Here is a 24587-nt window from a genome sequence, read left to right as displayed (position 1 = left end):
ATGGAACAGATCAAGACGGATGTGCTGGTCATCGGGGCTGGCTCTGGTGGGTTGTCTGTGGCGGCTGGAGCAAGTCAGATGGGTGCCAGCGTCGTGCTGCTGGAAGGCCATAAAATGGGTGGCGATTGCCTGAACTTTGGTTGCGTGCCCAGCAAAGCGTTGTTGGCGAGCGCTAAGATGGCGCATCAGCAAACCAAGGGCCAAGCGTTTGGCGTGTCCGATCAGGTGCCGCAGGTGGATTATGCCGCGGCCAAGGCGCATGTGGCGGATGTGATATCGCAGATCGAACCGATGGACAGTGTGGAGCGGTTTGAAGGCTTTGGCGTGCGGGTGATCCAAGAATACGGACATTTCATCAGCCCAAATGTGGTGCAGGCTGGGGATTATCAGATCACGGCACGGCGTGTGGTGATTGCCACAGGGTCCAGTCCGCTGGTGCCGCCGATACCCGGGTTGGATCAGGTGGAGTACCTGACCAATGAGACGTTGTTTGAGCTGACAGAGACGCCGGAGCATCTGTTGATCATTGGCGGCGGTCCCATTGGGATGGAGATGGCGCAGGCGCATGTGCGGCTGGGCATCAAGGTCACGGTGATCGAAGGCGCCAAGGCGTTGGGGCGGGACGACCCGGAGATGGCCGCGATTGTTCTAGAGCGGCTGCGCGGGGAAGGCGTGGAGATTGCCGAAGACGCCATGGCAAAGGCGGTGACGCAGAAAGATGGTGTGATCACCGTTGAGGCGCAGGATGGACGCAGCTTTAGTGGTTCGCAGCTTTTGGTGGCAGTGGGGCGCAAGGCCAATATGGAAAGGCTCAATCTGGAGGCGGCTGGGATTGAAACCCACAAGACCGGGATTTCGGTGGATGCCTCGCTGAAGACCAGCAACAAGAAGGTCTATGCGATTGGCGACGTTGCAGGTGGGGCGCAGTTCACCCATGTGGCGGGCTATCAGGCTGGGGTGATCATCCGCTCGATGTTGTTTGGCCTGCCAGCCAAGGCGCGCACGGATCACATTCCTTATGCGACCTATACCGATCCAGAGTTGGCGCAAGTCGGGCTGACGGAACTGGAGGCGCAGATCAAATACGGCGACAAGCTGACCGTGACGCGGTTTGAGAGCCATCACAACGACCGGCTGATTGCCGAGCGCAATGCCTATGGGCTGATCAAGGCTATGGTGGTTAAGGGGCGTCCCGTGGGGGTGTCGATTGTCGGGCCGCAGGCGGGAGAACTTGTGAATCTGTGGTCGCTGGTGATTGCCAACAAATTAAAGATGAGCGCGGTGGCGGGCATGGTTTCACCGTACCCAACGGTGGGCGAAATCAACAAGCGGGTTGCAGGGGCCTATTTCTCTCCCCAACTGTTTGATAATCCTAAGGTGAAACGGGTGGTTGGCTTGGTGCAACGCTGGCTGCCGTAACCAGAACGGTCGCGAACTATGCTTAACACGCTCTCAGGTCGGTTCCTGATCCTGACGGTCATCTTTGTGATGCTCGCGGAAATCCTGATCTTTGTGCCGTCGATTGCACGGTATCGGGAGGATTACCTGCTGTTGCGGCTGGAGCGGGCGCAGATTGCGTCGCTGGCGCTTTTGGCTGATGACATGATCGACATGGATCTGGAAGAAGAGCTGCTCAAAAATGCCGGTGTCTATAATGTGGTGCTGCGGCGGGACGAGATGCGGCAGCTGATCCTGAGTTCGCCGATTCCCGAGCCGATTAGCGCGACCTATGACATGCGCAGTGCCACGGCGGGTGTGCTGATCAAAGATGCGATGATGCAACTGTTGGAGACCAAGAACCGCGTGGTGCGGGTGATTGGTGCACCAGTGCAGGACGCCGGGCTGCTGATCGAGGTGACGATGGACACCGAAGGGCTGCGCATGTCGATGATTGATTATGGCGTGCGCATTTTGGCGCTGTCGGCGGTGATCTCTGTGGTCACAGCGTTTTTGCTATTTCTCGCAGTGCGGGCCATTCTTGTCCGCCCAATCAAAGGCGTGGTTGGCTATATGCAGACCTATGCGGCGGCCCCGGAAGATGCGCGCAGTTTGATTAAGCCTCAAGCCGGAGTGACGGAGTTGCGCGAAGCGGAAGAGGCGTTGTTGGCGTTGCAGACCGAATTGACGGCGTCGCTCAAGCAGCGGGAACGGTTGGCACAACTCGGAGGCGCGGTGGCCAAGGTGAGCCATGATCTGCGCAATATCCTGACCTCGGCGCAGCTGTTCACCGACCGCATTGAAAGCAGTGAAGACCCGCTGGTGCGGCGGCTGGCGCCCAAACTGGTGAACTCGATCACCCGTGCGGTGCACCTATGTGAGAGCACGTTGGCCTTTGGCAAGGCGGAGGAGCCTGCGCCAACCCTGACGCGGTTTGCGTTGAGCGAGATGGTGGCGGATGTGATTGCCTCTGAGCGGCTGGCGGTAGGCGAGTTTGATCTCAGCTTTGGTGAGGATATTCCGGCAGGCATGATGGTGCGTGCCGATCCGGAGCAGATGTATCGTGTGGTGAGCAATCTGGTGCGCAATGCCCGACAGGCGATAGTGGCGAGCGGGCAGCCCGGGGAAATTGCGGTGAGCGCCTCCGAAAATGACGACTCATGGTTGGTGACGGTGACAGACACCGGGCCGGGGCTGCCCCCCAAGGCGCAAGAGCACCTGTTTCAGCCGTTCCAGGGGGGGATTCGCAAAGGCGGGTCCGGTTTGGGGCTGGCGATTTCGCAAGAATTGGTGCGCGGACACGGCGGAATGCTGACTCTTTCAGAGACCGGCGCGGCCGGAACCACCTTTGAAATATGCCTCCCAAAAGGTGAAGTTGCAGTAATCTGATTTTTCTTTGATTTTGCTCTTGCGCCCCCTGATTGTTCACATTAAACCGCCCCACATAACGCGCTCTGGTAGCTCAGCTGGATAGAGTACCTGACTACGAATCAGGGGGTCGGGGGTTCGAATCCTCCCCAGAGCGCCACTTTCCTACTTGCGGAACAGTGACATATCCAACACATCAAACTTGATGTTTCTGCCTTATTTTACAGGTGATTTGGCCTGTGGAAACCTTGGTTGATGACGGTCAGAGCAAGTCCACTTCGGGAATCATCTGTTTCAGGCGCTCGCTTGCAAAATCCAGAAAAGCGCGGACTTTGGGGGCGACCAGTTTGCTTTGTGGGTAGACCAAATGCACGGCCTCTGGCGGGGGCATGTAGCTGAACAGAATCGGTACAAGCTCGCTGCGTTTGAGGTGCTCCGCGACCATATAGGAGAGCGCCATGGTGATGCCTTCGCCTGCGGTGGCGGCGGCGAGGGCGGTGGTGGCGTCGTTGACCTCAAAGCGTGGCGCCAGCCGCAAGTGGCCGCGGGTGTTGCCGGATTTATAGTGCCAGTCGTGGCCGGGCATGATGCCGGTGAAGCCAATCATGGCGTGCAGTTTCAGGTCCGCCGGTTCATTGGGCGTGCCGCGCCGGGCGAGGTATTCCGGGCTGGCAACAAACAGACGGCGCACGTCGCCGAGACGTTTGGCCATCAGGTTGGAATCCGGCAGGTTGCCGATGCGGATGGCGACGTCGATGCCTTCCTCCACAAGATTGGTGACCCGGTCCACGGCGATCAGGGACACGGACATGCGCGGGTGGGCCTCCAGAAAGGCCCGCACCACAGGGCCTGCGATCAGGCGGCTGAAGGTCATGGAGCAGGATACGGTCAGATGGCCCTGGGCGATGCCCATCTGCCCCACGGCCTGTTTTTCCGCGTCGTCAATTTCCGAGAGCAGGCGGCGGGTGGCCTCCAGAAAGCTGCTACCCGCATCGGTCAGGGAGAGTTGGCGGGTGGAGCGGGTCAGAAGTTGCACGCCCAGCCGCGCCTCCAGCGCGTTCATGGTGCGGGTCACGGCGGGCGGGGACATGCGCAACTTGTTGGCAGCCTGCACAAAGCTCCCGGTGTCATTGATGGCCGCGAAGACCTCCATCTGTAAGATGCGATCCATTTATTCCACTTTCTGCAATAGTGACTTTCAAGATCAGCGTATTCTTCCAAAATAGCAAGGGCGCTATCTGTCCTCTTGTCGCAAGCGACACCGCCACAACTTGGCGCAGCGTTCATAACGAGGGACACAGATATGAAACGGAATGATCTTAAACAGAGTTTGCTTACCGGCTTGGTCACGCTTGGCCTGGGGGCGCAGCTGACGTCTTTGCCAACATTGGCGCAGGCAGGACAGCCACCGCAGGCCGAGGCTGCGGTCATCTACAACACGGTCACCATCGAGGGGCAGGAGATTTTCTACCGCGAGGCCGGTCAGGCAGACGCACCGGTTGTGCTTTTGCTGCATGGGTTTCCAACCTCTTCCCAGCAGTATCGCAACCTGATCCCCGAGTTGGCGGAAGACTATCGTGTGATTGCGCCGGACTATCCGGGATTTGGCGCCAGTGCGATGCCGGATCGGGCAGCGTTTGAGTACAGCTTTGCCACCTATGCTGCGCTGATGGACGGGTTCACCGATGCCTTGGCGTTGGACAGTTATAGTCTCTACGTCATGGATTACGGCGCGCCGGTAGGCTACCGGCTGGCGTTGAAAGAACCGGAGGCGGTTGAGTCGCTGATCATTCAGAATGGCAATGCCTATGAGGAGGGTTTGCTGGAGTTCTGGGACGTGTTCGGCAGCTATTGGGCGGACGGTGGTGCCGAGACGCGTGAACCGTTGCGGGACTTTCTGAATGTGGCGGCCACGGAATGGCAGTACACCCATGGGGTGCCCGAGAGCCATGCGCATCGTGTGAGCCCGGACGCCTGGATGCTGGATCAGGCCTATCTGGACCGGCCTGGCAATCAGGAGATCCAACTGGATCTGTTTTACGACTACCGCACCAACGTCGATCTATATCCGGAGTTTCAGGCCTATTTCCGTGCGCATCAGCCGCCGACGCTGATTGTCTGGGGTAAAAATGACCACATCTTCCCGGCGGAAGGGGCGGCGCCCTATTTGCGCGACCTGCCGGAGGCCGAGTTGCACATGATTGATGCGGGGCATTTCATTCTGGAATCGCACGGGCCGGAAGTGGCCGGGCTGATCCGCGAGTTTCTGGATCGAGAAATCAAAGACTAACCCAACGCGGCGCGGGGGAGCCTCTCGCGTCGTACTTTCCTTCCTCCCACAAAAGGACTGATACAATGACACCCCGCCCCCATTGCCGCCGTTTTCTCACAAACCGGAGAAAGTCTCGCTGGCCTACACTCCGGACGATCATTCTGGTCTGTCCGATCTCGGCTTGTAATCGGTCACTGTCAGAGAAAGGTCCAAGATATGGGACATAAGTTTGCAGAGATTGCCTTCACCGACGCGGTGAAGTTGCAACAAGAGGAGGCTGGGACGCGAGCATCCTATGCGCGGATGGAGGCGCGGGAGGACTACAACAATCGGCTAGGCCCGCATGAGGCGCAGTTTATTGCGGCGCGGGACAGTTTTTATATGGCGACGGTAAGTGAGACAGGCTGGCCGTATATGCAGCATCGCGGCGGGCCGGTGGGCTTTCTGAAGGTTTTGGATGAGCAACGGCTGGCGTTTGCCGAATACCGGGGCAACCGGCAATACGTGAGCCTTGGCAATCTCAGTCAAAACGACCGTGTGTCCCTGTTTTTTATGGATTACCCCAATCAAACGCGGCTGAAGCTGTTGGGGCGGGTGCGGGTGATTGCGCCGGAGGAAGAGGGGCTTTTGGCGCAGCTGTCGCCCGGAGAGGGTTATCGCGCACGGGTGGAGCGTGGGTTTGAGATCACGGTAGACGGGTTCGACTGGAACTGTCCGCAGCACATAACACCACGTTATTCTCGTGCCGAAGTGGAAGGTGAGTTTCTGCGGCTTCAGAACCGGATTCGCGAACTGGAAGAACAACTGGCAGGATCTTAAAGTTTGCGATGTGGGGACGGTGGCGAGAGCCACCGGCCCTTAGTGTTATGCGCGTTTCACTTCTTTGGCGGAGGCCACATAGGGCTGCAGGCTTTCGATAAAGGCGTCAACAAAGTCCAGCACCACGGGGGAGGTTGGGCCTGAGGCGGGTTGCAGGATCGAGAGGCGGTGGAACAGCTGGGGTTTAAACGGGCGGATCACGATGCCGGTGGCGCGGTAGGCTTCGGCATCCAGTGCGCTGACCACAGAAGCGCCCATGCCTTGGGCCACCATGGTGCAGGCGGTGGTGAATTGGCGCACTTCGATCAGGCTGTTGAGTTCCACGCCGTCTTCGGAGAAGGCGCGGGAAAGGTGTTGGTAAAACCGGCTGTCGCGGCGGGTGTGGATCAGGCGCTCTTGGGCAAGGTCGCGCGGGGTGATGTGGTCCTGATCCGCAAGCGGGTGACCCGCTGGCAGGATGCAGGAAGATTTGATGTGCAGATCTTGACTGCGGGTGGCGGGGTGGCCGAGGAAACCATCGGTGATGCCACAATCATATTGCTCGCCTATGATCCATTCCAGAATGCGCTCCGGGCGGTCCGGTTCTAAGGTCACGGTGACGTTTGGGCGCTCTTTGAGGAAGTTGACCAAGACGCCGGGCAGGTGGCTGGTGGCGAAGCCAGGCAGGCAGGCGATTCGGACGTGGCCGCCGGTGCGCTCAATTAGGTCGCGGCGCAGATCGTCGAGGTGATCCAGCCCGTCCAGAATGCGCTGTACCTCGGCCAGAAGATAACGCGAGTCACTGGTGGGTTCGAGCACGCCCCGGTGGCGGGTAAAAAGTTCAATACCGGCCGATTGGGAGAAATCAGAGAGCAAACGGCTTACTGCTGGCTGTGAAACTCCCATGCGTTTGGCGGCTTTGGTCATATTGCCGGTTTCGGCTACGGCGCGGAAGGCTTCGAGCTGTCTTAGTTGAAATTTCAATGGCTTATCTCGCATTCGCCGCGATGCGGCATGTTTACTCTTTGGTTAAAACATAACACGATGTTATGAGATTTGTTATAAATTCTTCACTTGCATTATGATCTAAACTTTTAAATGATCCCGCCAGCACAGCAGATGGAGGAATTTCCTGTGACCCAATTTAAGACAGTTTTGTTTGGTGCTTTGGCCGCTGGCATGACCGCTGGCATGGCTTCCGCACAAACCGAGATCAACTGGTGGCACGCCATGGGCGGCACCAACGGCGAGCGCGTGGACAAGATTGCGGCGGATTTCAACGCCAGCCAGTCCGAATACAAAATCGTGCCGTCCTACAAAGGCAACTACACTGAAACCATGACCGCTGCTGTGGCGGCGTTCCGCGCCAAAGAGCACCCGCATCTGGTGCAAGTGTTTGAAGTGGGCACCGCAACCATGATGGCCGCCAAAGGCGCGATCTATCCGGTTGAGCAGATGATGAAAGACGCCGGCGAGAGCTTTGACAAAGGCGACTATCTGCCAGCGGTTATTTCTTACTATCAGACGCCTGAAGGCGAGCTGCTGTCGATGCCGTTCAACAGCTCCACGCCGGTTCTGTGGTACAACGCGGACGCACTGAAAGCTGCCGGTGTTGATGCGCCAAAGACCTGGGATGACGTGAAATCCGTTTCCCAAGCGCTGGTCGACAATGGCATGGATTGTGGCGTCAGCTTTGGCTGGCAGTCCTGGGTGATGCTGGAGAACTACTCCTCCTGGCACAACATGGAAATGGGCACCAAAGAAAACGGCTTTGCCGGTTTCGACACCGAGTTCACTTTTAGCCAGAACGACAAGCTGGCCGCGCGTCTGGACGACGTGGCAGCGATGTCTGAAGGCAACCTGTTCAAATATGGCGGTCGTCGCGGTGACTCCCTGCCGATGTTCACCAACGGTGAGTGCGGCATGTGGATGAACTCTTCCGCATACTACGGCTCGATCAAATCTCAGGCCGAGTTTGAATTTGGTCAGACCATGCTGCCGCTGGACACTGCAGCTGCGGATGCGCCACAGAACTCCATCATTGGTGGTGCAACCCTGTGGGCGCTGGCCGGCCACGAATCTGAGGAATACAAGGGTCTGGCTCAGTTCATGACCTACCTGTCCTCGCCAGAAGTGCAGGCGTGGTGGCACCAGGAAACTGGTTATGTGCCAATCACCACGGCGGCTTGGGAATTGTCCAAGGACCAGGGTTTCTATGACAGCAACCCAGGGACCGACACAGCGATCAAACAGCTGAGCCTGAACACGCCAACCGCCAACTCCCGCGGCATCCGCTTTGGTAACTTCGTGCAGGTACGCGACGTGATCAACGAAGAGATGGAAGCACTGTGGGCCGGTGACAAATCCGCTCAGGAAGCACTGGACGCCGCCGCCGAGCGTGGCAACGCCCTGCTGCGCAAGTTTGAGCGTTCCGCCAAATAAGTGAACCTCTCCTGCGCCCGGCGGACCACATGTGTTTGCCGGGCGTGTTTCTGTCTAAACGACACCACCCTGACTTGAGGGCCGCATGCTCAAACGCGTCCACTTTCCCACATCTGTCTTGCCCTACCTATTGGTGGCGCCGCAGATTATCATCACGCTGATCTTCTTTATCTGGCCCGCGAGCCAGGCGGTGTATCAGTCTTTCCTGATCGAAGACGCCTTTGGGCTGTCCACCGAGTTTGTGTGGTTTGAAAACTTCCAGATCCTGTTTCAGGACTCGCAGTATCTTGAGACCTTCTGGCGCACGATTATCTTCTCCGCGGCCGTGGCGGTGCTGTCGATGGGCTCTGCGCTGATCCTCGCCGCTTTTGCTGACCGTGTGGTGCGGGGCGCCACAACCTATCGCACGCTGATGATCTGGCCCTATGCGGTGGCACCGGTTCTGGCCGGTGCGCTTTGGGTGTTTATGTTCAATCCAACCTTGGGCATTTTCCCCTATATCCTTGAATTTGTCGGCATCGACTGGAACCATTACCTGAACGGCTCCCAAGCGATGATGCTGGTGATTTTCGCCGCGGCTTGGAAGCAGATTGCTTATAACTTCCTGTTCTACCTTGCGGCGATGCAGTCGATCCCGCGCTCTCTGATTGAGGCAGCCGCGATTGATGGGGCAGGGCCGGTGCGCCGGTTCTGGGACCACATCTTCCCGCTGATCTCGCCCACCACGTTCTTCCTGTTGGTGATCAACGCGGTTTACGCCTTCTTTGACACCTTTGGCATCATCCACGCGGTGACCCAGGGTGGCCCTGCCAACAGCACCACGATCCTTGTCTACAAGGTGTTTAACGACGGCTTTGTGGGCCTCGACCTTGGCGGGTCGGCAGCGCAGTCGGTGATCCTGATGATCCTCGTGATCGCAATGACGGTGGTTCAGTTCCGCTATGTCGAAAGAAAGGTGGAATACTGATGGTTGAAAATCGTCGTATCCTTGGGATTATTTCCCACCTCGTGCTGATCCTTGGCGTGATTATGGTGGCTTTGCCGATTTGGATCACCTTTGTCGCCAGCACCCATGACGCGGTGCGCATGACGCAGGCGCCGATCCCGATGCTGCCGGGCACGCATTTCTTTGAGAACTTCAAGCAAACGCTGTTTGGCGCTGGGCTGTCCGGCTCGGAGGGCGCGCCGGTGTGGCGGATGCTTTTGAACTCGATGGCGATGGCGTTGATGATTGCCTTTGGCAAGATTGCGATTTCGCTGCTCTCGGCCTTTGCGATTGTCTACTTCAAGTTCCCGTTCCGCATGGGGTTCTTCTGGATGATCTTCATCACGCTGATGTTGCCGGTGGAAGTGCGGATTTTGCCAACCTTTGAGGTGGTCGCCAATCTGGGCATGCTCAACAGCTATTGGGGCCTATCGATCCCGCTGATCGCCTCGGCTACGGCCACATTTATGTTCCGGCAGGTGTTTTTGACCATTCCAGATGAGATGCTGGAAAGTGCGCGCATTGATGGGGCGGGGCCGCTGCGGTTCTTCTGGGACATATTGATCCCGCTCAGCCGGACCAATATTGCCGCGCTGTTTGTGATCCTCTTCATCTACGGCTGGAACCAGTATCTCTGGCCGCTGTTGATCACCACTGACACCGACATGACCACCATTGTGATGAGCATCAAGCAGATGCTGGAAGCGGCTGAGCAATCGCCGCAGTGGAACATCATCATGATGACCGCGCTTCTGGCGATGATCCCGCCGGTGTTTGTGGTTGTTGGCATGCAAAGGCTCTTTGTGCAGGGCCTCACTGAAACTGATAAATAACGGGGATCCTGAGAATGGCATCCATTACACTCAAAGACCTTGTCAAAACCTATGGCGATGTCGAAGTCCTGCACCATGTCGAAGGCGAGATTCAGGATGGCGAACTGATTGTCATCGTGGGGCCGTCGGGTTGTGGTAAGTCCACGTTGTTGCGCATGGTCGCCGGTCTGGAGACCGTGACGTCTGGAGAGATCAGCATCGGCGACAAGGTGGTCAACAAGCTGGAGCCAGCCGATCGCGACATTGCGATGGTGTTCCAGAACTACGCGCTTTACCCGCATATGTCGGTGCGCGAGAACATGGCCTATGGCTTGAAAATCCGCAAAATCTCCAAGGATGAAATAGATCGCCGCGTGCAAGAGGCGGCGGAGATTTTGGAGATTGGCCAGTACCTTGACCGTAAGCCGCGCCAGCTGTCCGGGGGACAGCGTCAGCGTGTGGCCATGGGGCGCGCGATTGTACGCAACCCGCAGGTGTTCCTGTTTGATGAACCGCTGTCCAACCTCGATGCCAAGCTGCGGGTGCAGATGCGTCTTGAAATCCGCAAGTTACAGCAACGCTTGGGCGTGACCTCGATCTATGTGACCCACGATCAGGTGGAGGCCATGACGCTGGGCGATCGGTTGATGGTGTTGAATGGTGGTTATGTGGAGCAATTTGGCACGCCGATTGAGCTTTATGACCGTCCGGCGACGGTGTTTGTCGCTGGGTTCATTGGCAGCCCGTCGATGAACTTCCTGCCCGCAACGGCGCAGGATGGCACCGTGGCGCTGGGCAACGGGGCAGTGCTTGCCGGTGGGGCACAGGCCAGCGGTCAGATCACGCTGGGCGTGCGGCCGGAGCATCTGGTTCAGGATGACGCGGGCGCCATCCGCATCACTGTGCAAATGGTTGAGCAATTGGGCGCCAATACGCTGGTGCATGGGGTTCTTGAAGGCTCAGAGACCGAGTTTGTGGCCAGTGTGCCCGGGCATGTGACTGCGGATGCCGGCATGATGATGAGCTTCTCGGCGGCAGCTGAGGATCTGCATATTTTTGACGCGACTTCAGGCAAGCGGATCGAGGCATGACGCAGTTTCCTCAGTTAAATGGTTTTTGTGGTGCGCCCGGATTGGTTCGATTGATTGGACATCGGGGCGCGCGCGGTGTGATGCCCGAGAACACACTTGAGGGGTTTGAGTTCACCGTGCGGTCAGGCGTGGTCGCGCTGGAATTTGATGTGGTGCTGACACAGGATCAAGTACCTGTGGTGACGCATAATCATCATCTGTTAAACGCGGCTACACGAGGCGTGGACGGTAAATGGCTGGTCGGGGCCGAACTAAAAGTGTCCGAACTGCCGCTGGCCAAATTGCAGACCTTTGATGTGGGCGGCTTGGACGGTCGGACCGTGTATGGGCAGCGTTTTCCGGATCAAGTGTTTATGTCCGGCCTCCGGGTGCCAACGCTGGGGGAGTTGCTGGATATGGGGCTCACGCCACAGGGGGCGGAGATGCTGTTCCTGTTGGAAATGAAGTCTGACCCGGCGTTTGCAGGGGACACTGCCGCGGCGGAGGCTTTGGTTTCTGAAGCGGTGAAAGCGGTACGGGCGCGGGGGCTGGAACAGCGCACGGTCTTGCACAGCTTTGACTGGAACCTGCTTGAGGTGTGTGGCTGTATTGCGCCAGACATGCCGCGGTCCTTCTTGACCAAATTGCCAGAGAATGCCGGCGAGCTTGGCGAGGATTCTTCCCGATCTGTTGCGCCTGATTTTGCAAGTTTGGGCATGCCGGTGCCGCAAGCTGTGGCCGAAGCCGGTGGCCAGATGTGGTGCCCCTTTTATGCGGATGTGACGCCGGACTCGGTGGCGCTGGCCCATGAGCTGGGTCTTTTGGTATCAACCTGGACCGTGAACGAGGTGGATGACATGCACCGCGTGATTGATGCCGGTGTGGACGGGATTGTCACGGATTACCCAGGGCGGGCGCAACGGGTGTTGCTCGAGCGCGGACTGGTCTGGAGTGAAGACGTGGCTCAGATGGTGGCCGAGTAACCCGCCATCACCGCCAAACGCGGGCCGGTCTTGGCGCGCGAGATGCCGGTTTGTGACCGCACGTGATCTCGCAAAGCGGGCATTTATGTTGGATAATGCCCACTTAGAACGGGCAGGCGGCTTTGCGGGAGGGGACAATGCCATGTCCCAACGCAGACCCGACCCAATCAGAAGAAGTGGACGAAGACACAAATTATGCTCCTATTCCTGATTAACATTGCAGGTGCTGCGGCGCTTTTGATTTGGGCGGTGCGGTTGGTGCGCACCGGAATGGAGCGGGCCTTTGCAGTGCAACTCAGGTTGTGGTTGCGGCGGTCCTCAAAAAACCGAGGACTGGCAGCGAGCGCGGGGCTTGTGGTGTCTATGTTACTGCAAAGCTCAACCGCGGTGGCGATGTTGGTGTCCAACTTTGCCGCCAATGGCGCAGTAGCGGTCCCGGTTGGGTTGGCGATCATTCTTGGCGCAGATGTCGGCTCAGCGCTGGTGGCGCAGGTGCTTCTGGTGCGCCAGACCTGGTTGATCCCCTTATTGCTAGTGATTGGCACCGGGTTGTTTTTGCGTGGGCAGCAGCGACGGGTGCGGCAGACGGGACGGATCCTGATAGGCTTGGCGCTGATCTTTGTGTCGCTGGATATGCTGCGGGCGGCGACGGCGCCGGTGATGGAAAGCGAGGCGGCGCTACGGATGCTGTCTTATCTGGGGGCAGACCTGTTTGCGGCCTTTGTGATTGGAGCGGTGTTCGCCTGGATGGTGCATTCCAGCGTAGCGGCTGTTTTGTTGTTTGTGACCCTGGTGGCGCAGGGCGCGTTGCCAACGGAAGCCGCGATGGCGATGGTTTTGGGGGCCAATCTTGGTGGTGCGATGATTGCCTATGTGCTGACATTGGCGGCGGAGCCAGAGGCGCGGCGGATTGTGGTGGCCAACCTGGTGCTGCGCGGCGGTGGTGCGGTTCTGGTGCTGCTGGGATTGCGGTTTGTCGAAGTGGATCTGTCGTGGTTAGGCAGCAGTGCCGCGGCGCAAACCATCAACCTGCATCTGGTGTTCAACGCGGTGCTCTGTGTGCTGGCGCTGCCATTTGTAGACCTGTTCTCCAAACTTGTGGGACGGTTTGTAGCTACGCCGGTGGCAGACGAGGCTGCAATTGCCTCGGCCCTCGACCCCGGTGCTTTGGACACGCCGTCGCGGGCGTTAGCCAATGCGTCTCGTGAAATGATGCGCATGGGTGAACGGGTGGAAACCATGTTGATTGCCGGGCAACGGCTGTTTGACACGTGGAATGATGCCAGTGCCGAGGCGATCCGGGCCAATGATGCAGCTGTGCGCAAAACCCATCAGGAGATCAAGCTCTACCTCGCAGAGTTGAACCAGCATGAGTTGGACAAAGCGACCGTAAAAGGCGCGATGGAGTTGTCGTTGTTGGCGTCCAACCTTGAGGCAGCGTCAGATGTGCTGGCGCGCAATCTGGTGGAACTGGCGCGGCGGATGGACTTGGAAGGGTTGAATTTTTCAAGCGCGGGGCGGCAGGAGATTTGTGATTTCCACGATCGGGTTTTGGCCAATGTGCAGCTGGCGTTGAGCGTGATGATGGCGGGGCAGCCTGATGACGCCCGTGAGCTGGTGGCGCAGAAGGAAAAGGTGCGCGGCGTGGAGCAGAAGCTTCAGCGCAAGCATTTGAAACGCCTGCATGAGGGGCTGTCTGAAAGCATCGAAACCAGCAACATCCATCAGGAAACGCTGCGGGTGCTGAAACAGGTGAACACGTCTTTTGCCATGGTGGGTTACCCGATTTTGGCAGAGACCGGTGATTTGCTGTCGAGCCGCCTGTCGCCTGCGGAAAGTTAAGCATCACAGGGCTGGACAGCGGCCGTCCTGTTTTCTAAGCAGGGGTATGGAATTTTGGTTTTTCAAAGCGAAGAGCATTAGCAGCCCGGTCTGATTGGTCGGGCCGGGATCATGTGTCGTTTTCCAATTCCATTTTGACAGGGGAGGTCCCATGTCTATGCCTTCTTCGAACTTTCACCTTGTGTGCGGCTATGCCGCTTCGGGAAAATCCACGTTAGCAAAACAGCTGGTGCAGGCGCATGGCGCGGTTGTGTTGTCTGAAGATCAGTTGCTCTCTGCCCTCTATGCGGACGAGTTGCAGGGGCTGGCTGATTACCTGCGCTGCACCAGGCGATTACGCGCGGCGATTGGACCACATGTGGTGGCCTTGTTACAGGCTGGTCAAGCCGTGGTGATGGATTTTGCCGCCAATACGGTGGAAGCGCGGCGGTGGTTGATCGGGCTTGCGCAGCAGGCGGAAGTGCAAGCCACGTTGCATCATCTGACCGTGCCAAAGCAGGTGTGTTGGCAGCGCGCCTTGGCGCGAAACCAAGCAGGTCACCATGAGTTTCAACTGTCTCAAGACCAATTTGAGCAATTGGCCTCACGTTTTGAGCCCCCGGATGCGACGGAAGGTTTTGCTTTGGTGTGGCACCAAACTGAATCGCTGTGAGGGTTGGGGCGCAGCGTCACAGCGTTTCTGAAAGTGTTGCGAGAAGAAAAACGCTGGTCCATAGTCCGCGCGACAGCGCCTAGAATGGGCGAAGTGAGAGTCGCAATTGTGTTTTTTTGGCTGCGTTTTGAGAGGGTTCAAGGCACCTGTAGCCTGCGTGTTTGTAACAAGCAGGGTGAGTCGCCAAGGAAGCGCCAACAAGAAAAAGACTAAAAAAGGAGAGGTTAGGGACAGATGGTCTCCGGTCGCACAGCGGTCAGATTGGTTTTAATTTCGGTATTGCCCAGGTGGGGCGCTTTAAAATCAAGGCGTTCCCTGCGGCGGTGCACTCCGCGCTTTCATGACTTAGATGAAAATGCGGCGCGTCAGCGAATGTTAACCATTTGGAGGCTTTACTTCCCCGCGAAAGCGGAGCCGTAGCCTGAACATCCACATGAAAGACACTTCCACCGTATTCAGCCCGATTGCGAGGCCTTCGGCACAGGAGTCCGATCTGCGCACGCGGCGTAAGCTGTTGCTGTCTTACGCGGATGAGCGGGTCAACCGGCTGTCAGTGCGGTTGGTGCTTTACACTTTGGGCTGTTCGATTGGCTATTACGCAGTGGATCTTGTGCCTGCGTTGCTGAGCTACATCATTCTGCTGACAGGGGATGCGGTGGACTGTCTGGTTCTGCGGACGATCGTGCGGCGTGAGGCTCTGGTTGGCAGCCTGAAGCGAGGGCAGCGTTGGGCCACAATCACCAGTGCGTTACAAGGCATCAGCGTTGTGGCCGGGGTATCCGTCTACTATTTTAAACTGGGGAATGACGCCAATATTCTGTTTGTGATTGGGGCGTTGGGTTTGGGGGCCGTGAATGCGGCCATTGTCCTTCCAAAGAACCCGCAAGCGGCAATTACTCGGTTGATCTTCTACATATTGGCGCCGTTTTTATACGTCGGGCTACAGGCACTTTGGGCAAACAGCTGGACGCCGTTTGTTATGATGGATGTGGCGGGCACCATGTTGGTGTTTTGTATGTTGTATATGTTTTTGGCGTTCACCAAATCGGGGTTGAACAATTTCCGGATCACGCAGGATCTGGAACGACAAAAAGCCGAGATGAAGGCGATGTATGCGCGGATGGACCGCCATCAGACCGAATTACAGCAACTGTCTCTGGTGGCGCGTCATGCCAATGACAGCGTGATCATCACAGACCGGGAACGGCGGATTGTGTGGGTCAACGATGCGTTCACGCGTGTGACCGGATTTTCCTTCGCAGAAGCAAAAGGCAATATCATTGCCGACTTGCTGACGGGTACGGATCAGGCGCTGAAAGCGATCAATACAATTGATCTGGCGGTGGAGGCGGCGCAGCCGTTTCGCGGCGAGGTGCAGAATGTCACCCGAGACGGACGCCGGATTTGGTTGGACGTGAACCTGTTTCCAATTGCGGATGCCGAGGGTGAGCCTGAGTTTTTTGTGTCCATTGAGCGGGATGTGACGGAGTCGCGCAAGCTGGCGGAGCAAATGGGCAAAGCGCGGCAAGCGGCGGAAGAGGGCGCGCGGGCCAAAGCGGAGTTTCTGGCCAATATGAGCCACGAAATTCGAACGCCGCTGACCGGTGTGATTGGCATGGCGGATTTGCTGTCAGAAACCGATCTGGACGCGGATCAGGGACGGTATACGGACACCATTCGTGGGTCGTCTCAGGCGCTGATGGCGATCATCAATGATATTTTGGACCTGTCCAAACTGGACGCAGGCCGGATGGAGCTGCATCCGGTCAGTTTTGCACCGCGGGCCTGTGTTCAGGAGACATTGGATCTGTTGACGCCGGCGGCGCGCAGCAAGGGGCTGGAACTGCGCTGCCAGGTGGACGACGCGGCACCGGAATTCATCAAGGCCGACGACGGGCGTTTGCGGCAGGTGGTGACAAATATTGTTGGGAACGCGATTAAATTCACCGAAGAGGGCGGCGTGTATCTGAAGCTGAGCCATGAGGTGGATGAGGCAGGCAAACGGCTGATCTGTGAGGTGGCAGACACGGGGATTGGTATCTCTGAGGAGAACCAAGCGCATATTTTTGACCACTTCACTCAGGCGGAAGCATCGACCACCCGTAAGTTTGGTGGGACGGGGCTTGGGCTGTCGATTTCCAAACATATTCTGGACGTGATGGGCGGGGCGATTTCCGTCACATCCGTTGAAGGGGAAGGCGCGACATTCCGTATGGTGTTTCCTTATGAGGAGGCTGAGGCCTCTCTGGAGGCCCCGGGACGGTCCCGTGCCGAGACACCCACAGCCTTGGTCCCTGGCCTGCGGGTGCTCGTGGCGGAAGACAACAAGACCAATCGCTTCCTTTTGAAGAAATACATGGCGGAGCAACCCATTGAATTGGCCTTTGCCAAAGACGGGGTTGAGGCTGTGGAACAGGTGCAGAGCTTTAAGCCGGATCTGGTGTTTATGGACATGTCCATGCCGCGCAAGAGCGGGATTGAGGCCACGCAAGACATTCGCGGCCTGAACATTGTGCAGCCGTCCATTGTGGCGCTGACCGCACATGCCTTTGATGAAGAGATGCAAGCCTGCCTGGATGCGGGTATGGATGACTTCCTGACCAAACCCATTCGCAAGGCGGCATTGCTTGAGTGGATGGTGCGTTTTCAGGTGCAACTTCTGGATGAGGCGGCTGCTGAAGAGGTGGTCCCTCCGATTGAAGGGGCTGCGTGACGGCCTTGAGAGTCTTATAAATAAGGCTTTCAACCTCAGGTATGCAACATCAAAAACCTTCCAAAAATTGAATTTGTTTTGCCAAAAACCGCTCCGAATTTCTTGCAGGTGATTTAACGCGCAGCTCTTAGATCGAGAATCAAACAAGATTCTGGAGCCCGGTTATGGCCACAACTTTTGATGTTTTTTACCTCGGCGTCTTTGCGGACCTCGATCCAGTCGAGGGCAACTATTCTGCCGAAAATGCCGAGAGCTTGGTTGGCTCCACTATTGGAGCGGCCGAAGCTCCGTTGTCTGGAAACCTGGTCACGATGAACCAGTACAACTCGGACTATGGGGAATATTACATCAATAACGCTGAGGGTAATGACCAATTTCAGATTGATGGCGGCGCGGCGCTGACCTTTGACAGCTTGGTCGAGTACAGCGCAACCATCACGTACACAGATGGCACCACGGCAAATATCACAGCTGTGGTTTTCCAGTCCACAGACGGGCAAACTTTCCTTGCGCCAGAATACGAAGACAATGCCGATCAGGATGCACTTGAGGCCAAAGCGATTCAGTCGCTAACTCTGAACAGCGTCGTCACTGACGGGGACGACATGTACAGCAGCCGTATGGATGGTGACTATGTCGTCGAAGATGGCGTTGTTGACGGCACAGAGACCGGAGAAGACGTGTCTGTAGGTTATACAGACTCTGACGGCGATCAGGTCACCGATGGTGCCGACAGTATCAGTGCCGCAGGTGGAGATGACACGATCTACGCTGGTGACGGGGACGACACGATTGATGCTGGCACCGGCAATGACGCTGTTTGGGCCGAAGAGGGCCATGATTCCGTGCTTGGGGGCGATGGTCTCGACACACTGTATGGGATGTCTGGAGATGACACGATCAGCGCAGGCGATGGGCAAGACGTTGTCTACGGTGGCTTAGGCGCAGACGCCATTGAAGGCGGGGCTGGTGCTGACTTTCTCTCCGGTGGCGGTGACAATGACACGATTTTCGGGGACGCCGACAACGATCCCGGTGAAGACTGGCAAATACACTCAAGCTGGAACGCCTACTACCTTGGCACGGCAGGGGACATGGATGGGGATGAGAGCGCTGGTTACACTAATAACGCGGCGAGCATTCTTGGCAGCTATGGCGCGGCCGACGATCCTTTGTCGGGTCATATAGTGCGCGTGGACATCAACGACCTCGATGGGGATGGCGGCGTAGATGAAAATGACGAGATCGCCGACGGCGCCACCTCAGAGATGTCAATTGATGGCGCGCAGCAGGTTATGGATTCCAATGCCAGCTATAACGCGACAGTGACGTTTGAGGATGGCTCAACAGGTTCGTTTACCGCTGTTGTATTTCAAACCGTTGACGGCAAGTTTTTCCTCGCGCCTGAGTACACCAACAACGCCGACATGGAGCTTTTGTCGAGCAAGCCAATTCAGTCGATATCGCTGGACAGTGTCTATTCCGACAACAACTACCTGATGGCGGAGCGGTGGGACTCGATCGCGGCTGACGATGGAGGCGATGACACCATCTACGCTGGCGAGGGTGACGACGTCGCGTACGGTGAAGTGGGCAACGACACGATTTTTGGTGAAGCCGGGAACGACACCCTGGACGGTGGTGTTGGCGACGACAAGCTGCTGGGTGGGACCGGAGACGATGTGTTTGTGGTCAGCGGCGGCAATGACACAATTGCCGACTTCAACACAGGCAACTCCGGTGCGCTGCGCGATGGCGATGGCAGCAACAATGATTTTGTCGATCTGAGCGGTCACTATGACCACATGGATGAGCTGCGCGCTGACTTGTCTGATGACGGTGTGCTCAACCAGTCCAACACGCTGGATGCCAAGGGCAATGCTGTGGACTATTCAGATAACACGCAATTTGGCGATGGCAGTCTGAGTTTTTCTCAAGGGGTGCAGCTGACGGCGGACAACACCGGTGTGGTGTGTTTCACCACCGGCACCATGATCCTGACGCCGCAGGGCGAGCGGCCAATCGAGAGCCTGAAGCCGGGCGACATGGTCACGACGATGGACAATGGGCCGCAGCCAATTGTGTGGATTGGCAGCACGTCCCTGTCGGGTCTTCAGTTGCGGGCGCAGCCGAAGTTGCGGCCGGTGCATATCAACGCCGGTGTGCTGGGCGTGGATCGCCCGTTGTTGGTGTCGCCGCAGCATGGTGTGGTTTTGCCGGGCAGTGACATTCTGGTGCGGGCGACCCATTTGCATCGCTTTGTCAGTGGCACACGGGTGGCGCTGGGCAAACAGGAAGTGACCTACTTCCACATGATGTTTGAGCGCCATCAGATTGTGTTTTCCAACGGCAGTCCCAGCGAGAGCCTTTATCCGGGACCGATGGCGTTGCAGGCGATGAATGCGGAGGCGCAGGCGGAGATTGATGCGCTGTTCCCGGGCGTGTTGGGCATGTCCGTGCGGGACAAGGTGGCGCAGCTATACGGCGACACGGCCCGAGAGGTGCTGCGCAGGCCCGGTCAGGATGTGGCGTGAGATGATGCGGATGCAAAACGGGCGGCCTTGGGACAAGGCCGCCCGTTATTGGTTGTACGGTGCTAATAGCCACTACAGCTGAATGAAATCATCGTTGCCAATAAGATCGTACCAGATATCCTCAAAGGTCAGAACCTGGCCATTGTCAAAGCGGACTTCGACGGTGAAGTAGCCAAGTCTCCAAATCGTGGCATAGCTGCCATCGCCATCAAGGTCGCGGAAGCCATCCGCCTCGACCTTGTCGATGCCGTTTTCGAAATCAGTGATGGTGTCGTTGCCATCGCCCACGTTGAAATGGAACACATCGGCGCCGGACCCACCGTAAAGCTCGTCGTTGCTTGAACCACCGTCGATGAAATCATTGCCGCTGTCGCCGCGAAGGGTGTCGTTGCCGCTGCCGCCAAACAGGCGGTCGTTACCGCTGCCGCCGTATAGGTTGTCGCCTGACGTGCCGCCATACAGTGTATCGTTTCCGGAGCCGCCATAAAGTCGGTCGTTGCCGCTGCCACCGTCGAGTCGGTCGTTTCCAGAGCCGCCGTCGAGTTTGTCGCTCCCGCCGCGGCCATAGAGCCTGTCGTTGCCGCCATAGCTTTTTAACGTGTTGGACCCGTCGGTGCCGTACATTGTGTCCGCCCCGGTGCGTGACCCAGAGGCGCCTTCGAAGTTGCGGATTGTGTCGTTTTCGCCCCAGGAGCCGGAGACGGTGTTGGCCCGCAGATCGATGGTAATGCCATTTTTGCTGTCGATGTAGCTGATGTAATCCGTCCCGGAGCCACCATCGAAGCTTTCTTTGCCGCCGCCGACTTTCACATAGTCATTGCCGGAGCCAAGATCGACAGTGTCGTTGCCTTTGCCTGCGTAGACTTTGTCGTTGCCGCCGCCGGAATTAATAACGTCATTGCCGCCGTAGGTTTTGATCTTATTGGCGCCGGAGTTGCCGAGGATGGTGTCATGCCCGGTTTTGGAGCCGGAGACGTTTTCAAAGCCGCTGATCACGTCGTTGTTGGCCCAGGAGCCGGACACCTCATTGGTCGACAGGTTCACGGTCACACCGTTGGCGCTGTCGTAGTAGCTGAGATAGTCGATGCCGTTGCCGCCGTGGAACTCTTCTTTGCCGCCGCCCGCTTTGACATAATCGTTGCCGTCACCGAGGTAGACTTTGTCCGAGCCTTTGCCGGCGTAGACTTTGTCATTGCCGCCGTAGGTCTTGATGGTGTTGGCGCCAGAGGTGCCGTAAATGCGGTCATCACCGGTGCGGGAGCCAGACACGCTTTCAAAGCCGCTGATGGTGTCGTTGGCGGCCCAGGAGCCGGACACCTCATTGGTGGCGAGGTTGATCGTCACCCCGTTTTTACTGTCGTAGTAGCTGATGTAGTCTTTGCCTGCGCCGCCGTGGAATTCTTCGCGGCCGCCGCCCACGCGGACGTAGTCATTGCCATCCCCAAGATGCACCACGTCGTTGCCTTTGCGGGCGTAGACCTTGTCGTTGCCGCCGGCGGCATGAATGACATCGGCCTGGCTGGTGCCGTTAATGGTTTGGTTGGTGTCGTCGCCGAAGATTTCACCCGCGGCGGTCACCATCGCGGTATAAGAGCCGAGGTGGGTCAGATTCAACTCGTCTTCACCATATCCCCACCGATGTTCCACTGACACGTAGTAAGTTGCGGTCTCGGAGATGGTGAGTTCAATCCTGTTCAATGAGGAGGCGCTGGTGCGGGCAATGACATTGCCGTCTGCGTCCAGAATCGACAGGGGGATGTAATCCAGGCCGTCACCGTCGCCAGGCGTCACATCGATTGAGTATGTCTCGCCGGCGGTCAGGGTCACGGCAAACATGTCGACATCGTAGCGATAGTCGATGCTGCCGGAGAACTCGGTGCCCACTTCGGCGGCGGTTGCCTCGGCAATTGTCCCACCAAAGTCGTCAAAGATCTCATTCACTGTGAAGGTGTAATCGACCGACTCGTTGATTGACCAAGAGAAGTGTTCCGCGCGGATATAATAGGTGTCTGTGACATCAGCCAGCAGGGGAATGTTTGCCCCTTCTGTCTCATACCACTCTTCTCGGGTATAGGTATCGGTGTCCGCATTGTAGCTGTAACGGTACAGGTCGATCTGGAATGTATAGTAGTTCAGGATCGTGTGGCCGGAATCATCCGTATAGTCAAAGCTGAACTCATAGATCTTGCCGGCCTCCAAAGTGACGGCAAACATATCGTAATCACGTGGTTCAAACGGGCCGGCGTAAGTAAACGTGCTGGTGATTGTTTCACCGACATCAATTGCCTGCGCTGTCGCCGGGGTGTGGCCAATGTCAGGAGCGGGCGCGTTCAGGGGGGCGGCCGGAGTATTTTCAAGAGTCATGGGGAGCCTGGATCAGTTGCGTTCTTTAAAAGTGTTTTTTGCGCGCCGTTCTAGCGGGTATTTGGACGACGGAGAGTCTCTGCCGTATCAATCACCCGCAAGATGATCACTGAAGCCGTCGGTTGCAAGGTTAATAGGTGATTAACGGAGCGGCAAAAAGGAAAAGTGTGGCGAAATATCGCGCATTGAGGTCTTGAAAACGGGGGGACCTGTTGTGAGCTCTTTGTTTTTGCGCGGGCCAGGGAGACGCTGCGCTGAAAGGCACTTTTTGCAGGCGCAGAAGAGCCTTGCCGCTTGCGGCCCTCAATAGGCGATTCTGTGAAGTATGTCGGACTGCCGGATATAGAAATTGGCGAATAGGGTTGACGTATAGGGTTTGTCCATACATCCATGGGGCGCATTGTGCTCGCTTGCTGATACGGGCAACCCATTTTTTTAGTATACGGCGATTGACGTTAAGATGAAGATTTGCAGTGATCCCAAGATTATTGAAAAGCTACTCTCGTTTTATGAGAGCGACCTACAAGAGGCCTTAAAAAGAGACCTGTCCGCTTTGGCTGTGCAGGAAATCCCAGCCAAAAAGAGCGCGGCTGCCAGTCTTCTGAATATGTATCTCTTTGGACCAGAAGTTGCTTATGTCTGGGGGCGGTGTGCTTGCCTTTTCTCAGTTGGATATTTACCGGCCCTATATCGCCCATTCTCGTCGTAAAAGTGTTATTATTTGCAAGGGTTTAAAGGGTAGGCAGATCAGCAAGTTTGCTCTCAAAGGGGTGCCGGTTTTCCATTTCGAAGACGGCTTTACACCCCATCAGTATATGGCGGCCTGTGAGCATTTGCACACCGCAATTTACGCAACAAACAAGGTTGATAACGTCAAATACCTGCGTGAAAATCCCCGGATGGTTCACATTCCTGGCTTGCACGGAGATTCGGATAAGCCGTCCTCTGTCACGCGATTGAGCTCGATGTATGATTATGTGCTGGCGGCGGATGCCAACGCCACCAATCGGGTGTTGAATTTCAAACTTCAAATTCAAGCAGACCGGATTCTGGTTGTTGGTGGGTCGCCAATTGAAGGCGTTGAGACGATAAAAGAGCGCCGTTCGATCAATAACATTCTCTACGCGCCAACCTGGGAAGGGTATCAAAACCTCGGCAATTTCAGTTCGCTGAAATCCGTGGCGCCGTTGATGCAAGACTATAGTGCAACAGGAAACGTTTTGCGCCTTCGCCCGCACCCCGGCACCGGAGCGCATGACAAGCAATACAAAATTATTGCAAAAGAGTTGAAGCAGGTTGCCAAGACCAAAGGGAAGGTTGCGGATTTCAACTGGTCGGATGTGCTGATCGCCGACGTTTCCGGTGTGATCTCCGAATATGTCTACTCCCGCAAGCCTGTTGTGGTGCCAGTGGATTTGGAAGACCCCAAAATTCTGGAATACGTCAATAAGACCAGCATTCCGGACTATTGTTATCTTTGGGATTTCCGTGGCGTGCCTTTGGCTGAATTTCTGGACAGTATTTCGGCGGATCCTTTGTGGGAGAAGCGGATGGAAAAGCGTGAGAACGCGTATTTCGGTGCCGAAACGCAAGCAGATGTGTCCAACCTTTTTTGAGCAGAAGCTCGATCTGTGTGAGTCGATCTGGAAAAATCGACTGATGCAAAAAGGGTATCAGCCTTGGATGGGGCGGGCGGACGCAGACCGAATTCGGTTGCCTGAGGACGGCGCGTTGGCGGAACTGGTGAAATCGGTGATGGCGGGCGAAACAATGCTGGAGCTGCGCGAGCGGCGACTTGTGCGCAAGGGCGGTATTCGCAAGCGCTCCGCGGCAGCTTTGACCCGTTTGGGCAAACGTGTCTCGAAGGTGCTGAGCTAAGCCCGAGCGGACTCAGTGCGGAAGTGTGCGGGCTACGGCTCTGGCGATGTGATCGCAAAACTGGTGCTGTGCGGTGTTGCGCAGAATTGCTTGGGCACTGCCTTCTTTCGGCCCTAGCCGCCGCCTGTCCGCCTATTGGATTGGGGGCACAGGCTGAGGTGTGACCGGGCGCGCGATAGATACAGAGAGGTGGAGGCGAGTACCGGAATCGAACCGGTGTACACGGATTTGCAATCCGCCGTCGCAATTGAAAACAAAGGGAATATTTGTAAACTGCACCCAGTTTACCCAAGTGTAAATCAATGGCTTACGTGGAAATTGTAAACCGATCTTGAGTGTTCCTACTCAATTTTCGGGGTGAAGATCGGATGACCTCCATTCACAAATCGAAACCGTTTCACTTGTGCTCGCGCATCGAAAGGTATTGTTTATTTGAA

The 24587-nt window shown here is 56.9% G+C and carries 18 protein-coding genes and 1 tRNA gene; 16 read left to right on the top strand and 3 right to left on the bottom strand.

Going from position 1 to position 24587, the window contains the following annotated elements; all coding sequences use genetic code 11:
* The 3 genes from JXR15_RS00940 (at window position 1) to JXR15_RS00930 (ending at window position 2965) form a co-directional block, all read left to right on the top strand.
* Window positions 1-1419, top strand: coding sequence for a dihydrolipoyl dehydrogenase family protein (locus JXR15_RS00940; RefSeq protein ID WP_422051395.1), 1419 nt, complete (start codon window positions 1-3; stop codon window positions 1417-1419).
* A gap of 18 nt (window positions 1420-1437) precedes the next feature.
* Window positions 1438-2826 carry a sensor histidine kinase gene (locus JXR15_RS00935; protein ID WP_422051394.1) on the top strand — a complete coding sequence of 463 codons (1389 nt, stop codon included), beginning with the start codon at window positions 1438-1440 and terminating at the stop codon, window positions 2824-2826.
* A 62-nt stretch (window positions 2827-2888) separates the two neighbouring features.
* Window positions 2889-2965, top strand: a tRNA-Arg gene (locus tag JXR15_RS00930).
* A gap of 102 nt (window positions 2966-3067) precedes the next feature.
* Here the strand turns inward: JXR15_RS00930 and JXR15_RS00925 are convergent.
* A complete protein-coding gene (locus JXR15_RS00925; protein ID WP_422051393.1) occupies window positions 3068-3976 on the bottom strand; it encodes a LysR family transcriptional regulator in 909 nt (302 codons plus the stop codon).
* A 132-nt stretch (window positions 3977-4108) separates the two neighbouring features.
* Here JXR15_RS00925 and JXR15_RS00920 point away from each other — a divergent pair, with 132 nt between their 5' ends.
* A complete protein-coding gene (locus JXR15_RS00920; RefSeq protein WP_422051392.1) occupies window positions 4109-5095 on the top strand; it encodes an alpha/beta fold hydrolase in 987 nt (328 codons plus the stop codon).
* A gap of 198 nt (window positions 5096-5293) precedes the next feature.
* The gene (locus JXR15_RS00915) at window positions 5294-5896 is read left to right on the top strand and encodes a pyridoxamine 5'-phosphate oxidase family protein (protein WP_422051391.1); all 603 of its coding nucleotides are present in this window, start codon (window positions 5294-5296) and stop codon (window positions 5894-5896) included.
* 45 nt (window positions 5897-5941) lie between these two features.
* Here the strand turns inward: JXR15_RS00915 and JXR15_RS00910 are convergent, their stop codons facing one another.
* A complete protein-coding gene (locus tag JXR15_RS00910; RefSeq protein ID WP_422051390.1) occupies window positions 5942-6859 on the bottom strand; it encodes a LysR substrate-binding domain-containing protein in 918 nt (305 codons plus the stop codon).
* 135 nt (window positions 6860-6994) lie between these two features.
* Between JXR15_RS00910 and ugpB the strand changes: the two genes are divergently transcribed.
* The 9 genes from ugpB to JXR15_RS00865 all read left to right on the top strand — a co-directional run bounded on the left by ugpB (window position 6995) and on the right by JXR15_RS00865 (window position 19908).
* Complete coding sequence (gene ugpB / locus JXR15_RS00905) at window positions 6995-8317, top strand: sn-glycerol-3-phosphate ABC transporter substrate-binding protein UgpB (protein WP_422052226.1); 1323 nt, start codon at window positions 6995-6997, stop codon at window positions 8315-8317.
* A gap of 85 nt (window positions 8318-8402) precedes the next feature.
* Window positions 8403-9284, top strand: coding sequence for a sn-glycerol-3-phosphate ABC transporter permease UgpA (gene ugpA, locus JXR15_RS00900; protein WP_422051389.1), 882 nt, complete (start codon window positions 8403-8405; stop codon window positions 9282-9284).
* Window positions 9284-10135 carry a sn-glycerol-3-phosphate ABC transporter permease UgpE gene (ugpE, locus tag JXR15_RS00895; protein ID WP_422051388.1) on the top strand — a complete coding sequence of 284 codons (852 nt, stop codon included), beginning with the start codon at window positions 9284-9286 and terminating at the stop codon, window positions 10133-10135. Before ugpA ends, ugpE begins: the two co-directional genes overlap by 1 nt.
* Window positions 10136-10149: 14 nt before the next feature.
* Window positions 10150-11205: a sn-glycerol-3-phosphate import ATP-binding protein UgpC gene (locus JXR15_RS00890; protein ID WP_422051387.1), complete on the top strand. Its 1056-nt coding sequence runs from the start codon at window positions 10150-10152 to the stop codon at window positions 11203-11205.
* Window positions 11202-12167, top strand: a complete 966-nt coding sequence (locus JXR15_RS00885) for a glycerophosphodiester phosphodiesterase family protein (RefSeq protein WP_422051386.1) — start codon at window positions 11202-11204, stop codon at window positions 12165-12167. The genes JXR15_RS00890 and JXR15_RS00885 overlap by 4 nt, the downstream gene beginning before the upstream one ends.
* A gap of 195 nt (window positions 12168-12362) precedes the next feature.
* Window positions 12363-14009, top strand: coding sequence for a Na/Pi cotransporter family protein (locus JXR15_RS00880; RefSeq protein ID WP_422051385.1), 1647 nt, complete (start codon window positions 12363-12365; stop codon window positions 14007-14009).
* A gap of 151 nt (window positions 14010-14160) precedes the next feature.
* Window positions 14161-14661 (top strand): AAA family ATPase, encoded by a 501-nt coding sequence (locus JXR15_RS00875; protein WP_422051384.1) that lies wholly within the window; start codon window positions 14161-14163, stop codon window positions 14659-14661.
* 433 nt (window positions 14662-15094) lie between these two features.
* Complete coding sequence (locus JXR15_RS00870) at window positions 15095-17374, top strand: ATP-binding protein (protein ID WP_422051383.1); 2280 nt, start codon at window positions 15095-15097, stop codon at window positions 17372-17374.
* A 164-nt stretch (window positions 17375-17538) separates the two neighbouring features.
* Entirely contained in the window at window positions 17539-19908 is a 2370-nt protein-coding gene (locus JXR15_RS00865; RefSeq protein ID WP_422051382.1) for a Hint domain-containing protein, read from the top strand.
* A 72-nt stretch (window positions 19909-19980) separates the two neighbouring features.
* On the opposite strand, the gene JXR15_RS00860 is transcribed toward JXR15_RS00865, so the two are convergent.
* Window positions 19981-22272: a calcium-binding protein gene (locus JXR15_RS00860; RefSeq protein ID WP_422051381.1), complete on the bottom strand. Its 2292-nt coding sequence runs from the start codon at window positions 22270-22272 to the stop codon at window positions 19981-19983.
* Window positions 22273-23171: 899 nt separating this feature from the next.
* Here JXR15_RS00860 and JXR15_RS00855 point away from each other — a divergent pair.
* Together JXR15_RS00855 and JXR15_RS00850 are read left to right on the top strand one after the other, a co-directional pair.
* Window positions 23172-23888 (top strand): CDP-glycerol glycerophosphotransferase family protein, encoded by a 717-nt coding sequence (locus tag JXR15_RS00855; protein ID WP_422051380.1) that lies wholly within the window; start codon window positions 23172-23174, stop codon window positions 23886-23888.
* Window positions 23869-24150, top strand: coding sequence for a hypothetical protein (locus JXR15_RS00850; protein ID WP_422051379.1), 282 nt, complete (start codon window positions 23869-23871; stop codon window positions 24148-24150). The genes JXR15_RS00855 and JXR15_RS00850 overlap by 20 nt, the downstream gene beginning before the upstream one ends.
* Window positions 24151-24587: the final 437 nt, after the last annotated feature.

The sequence above is a fragment of the Shimia sp. genome, assembly GCF_049116215.1.
In the GTDB taxonomy this organism is placed as follows: domain Bacteria; phylum Pseudomonadota; class Alphaproteobacteria; order Rhodobacterales; family Rhodobacteraceae; genus Shimia.
This window is presented reverse-complemented; position numbering and strand designations above follow the sequence as displayed.

Excerpts from the sequence above, each read along its gene's own strand:
- JXR15_RS00940 (WP_422051395.1), top strand. The coding sequence starts at position 1 with ATGGAACAGATCAAGACGGATGTGCTGGTCATCGGGGCTGGCTCTGGT.
- JXR15_RS00935 (WP_422051394.1), top strand. The coding sequence starts at position 1,438 with ATGCTTAACACGCTCTCAGGTCGGTTCCTGATCCTGACGGTCATCTTT.
- JXR15_RS00925 (WP_422051393.1), bottom strand. The coding sequence starts at position 3,976 with ATGGATCGCATCTTACAGATGGAGGTCTTCGCGGCCATCAATGACACC.
- JXR15_RS00920 (WP_422051392.1), top strand. The coding sequence starts at position 4,109 with ATGAAACGGAATGATCTTAAACAGAGTTTGCTTACCGGCTTGGTCACG.
- JXR15_RS00915 (WP_422051391.1), top strand. The coding sequence starts at position 5,294 with ATGGGACATAAGTTTGCAGAGATTGCCTTCACCGACGCGGTGAAGTTG.
- ugpB (WP_422052226.1), top strand. The coding sequence starts at position 6,995 with ATGGAGGAATTTCCTGTGACCCAATTTAAGACAGTTTTGTTTGGTGCT.
- ugpA (WP_422051389.1), top strand. The coding sequence starts at position 8,403 with ATGCTCAAACGCGTCCACTTTCCCACATCTGTCTTGCCCTACCTATTG.
- ugpE (WP_422051388.1), top strand. The coding sequence starts at position 9,284 with ATGGTTGAAAATCGTCGTATCCTTGGGATTATTTCCCACCTCGTGCTG.
- JXR15_RS00890 (WP_422051387.1), top strand. The coding sequence starts at position 10,150 with ATGGCATCCATTACACTCAAAGACCTTGTCAAAACCTATGGCGATGTC.
- JXR15_RS00885 (WP_422051386.1), top strand. The coding sequence starts at position 11,202 with ATGACGCAGTTTCCTCAGTTAAATGGTTTTTGTGGTGCGCCCGGATTG.
- JXR15_RS00880 (WP_422051385.1), top strand. The coding sequence starts at position 12,363 with ATGCTCCTATTCCTGATTAACATTGCAGGTGCTGCGGCGCTTTTGATT.
- JXR15_RS00875 (WP_422051384.1), top strand. The coding sequence starts at position 14,161 with ATGTCTATGCCTTCTTCGAACTTTCACCTTGTGTGCGGCTATGCCGCT.
- JXR15_RS00870 (WP_422051383.1), top strand. The coding sequence starts at position 15,095 with ATGAAAGACACTTCCACCGTATTCAGCCCGATTGCGAGGCCTTCGGCA.
- JXR15_RS00865 (WP_422051382.1), top strand. The coding sequence starts at position 17,539 with ATGGCCACAACTTTTGATGTTTTTTACCTCGGCGTCTTTGCGGACCTC.
- JXR15_RS00860 (WP_422051381.1), bottom strand. The coding sequence starts at position 22,272 with ATGACTCTTGAAAATACTCCGGCCGCCCCCCTGAACGCGCCCGCTCCT.
- JXR15_RS00855 (WP_422051380.1), top strand. The coding sequence starts at position 23,172 with ATGGTTCACATTCCTGGCTTGCACGGAGATTCGGATAAGCCGTCCTCT.
- JXR15_RS00850 (WP_422051379.1), top strand. The coding sequence starts at position 23,869 with ATGTGTCCAACCTTTTTTGAGCAGAAGCTCGATCTGTGTGAGTCGATC.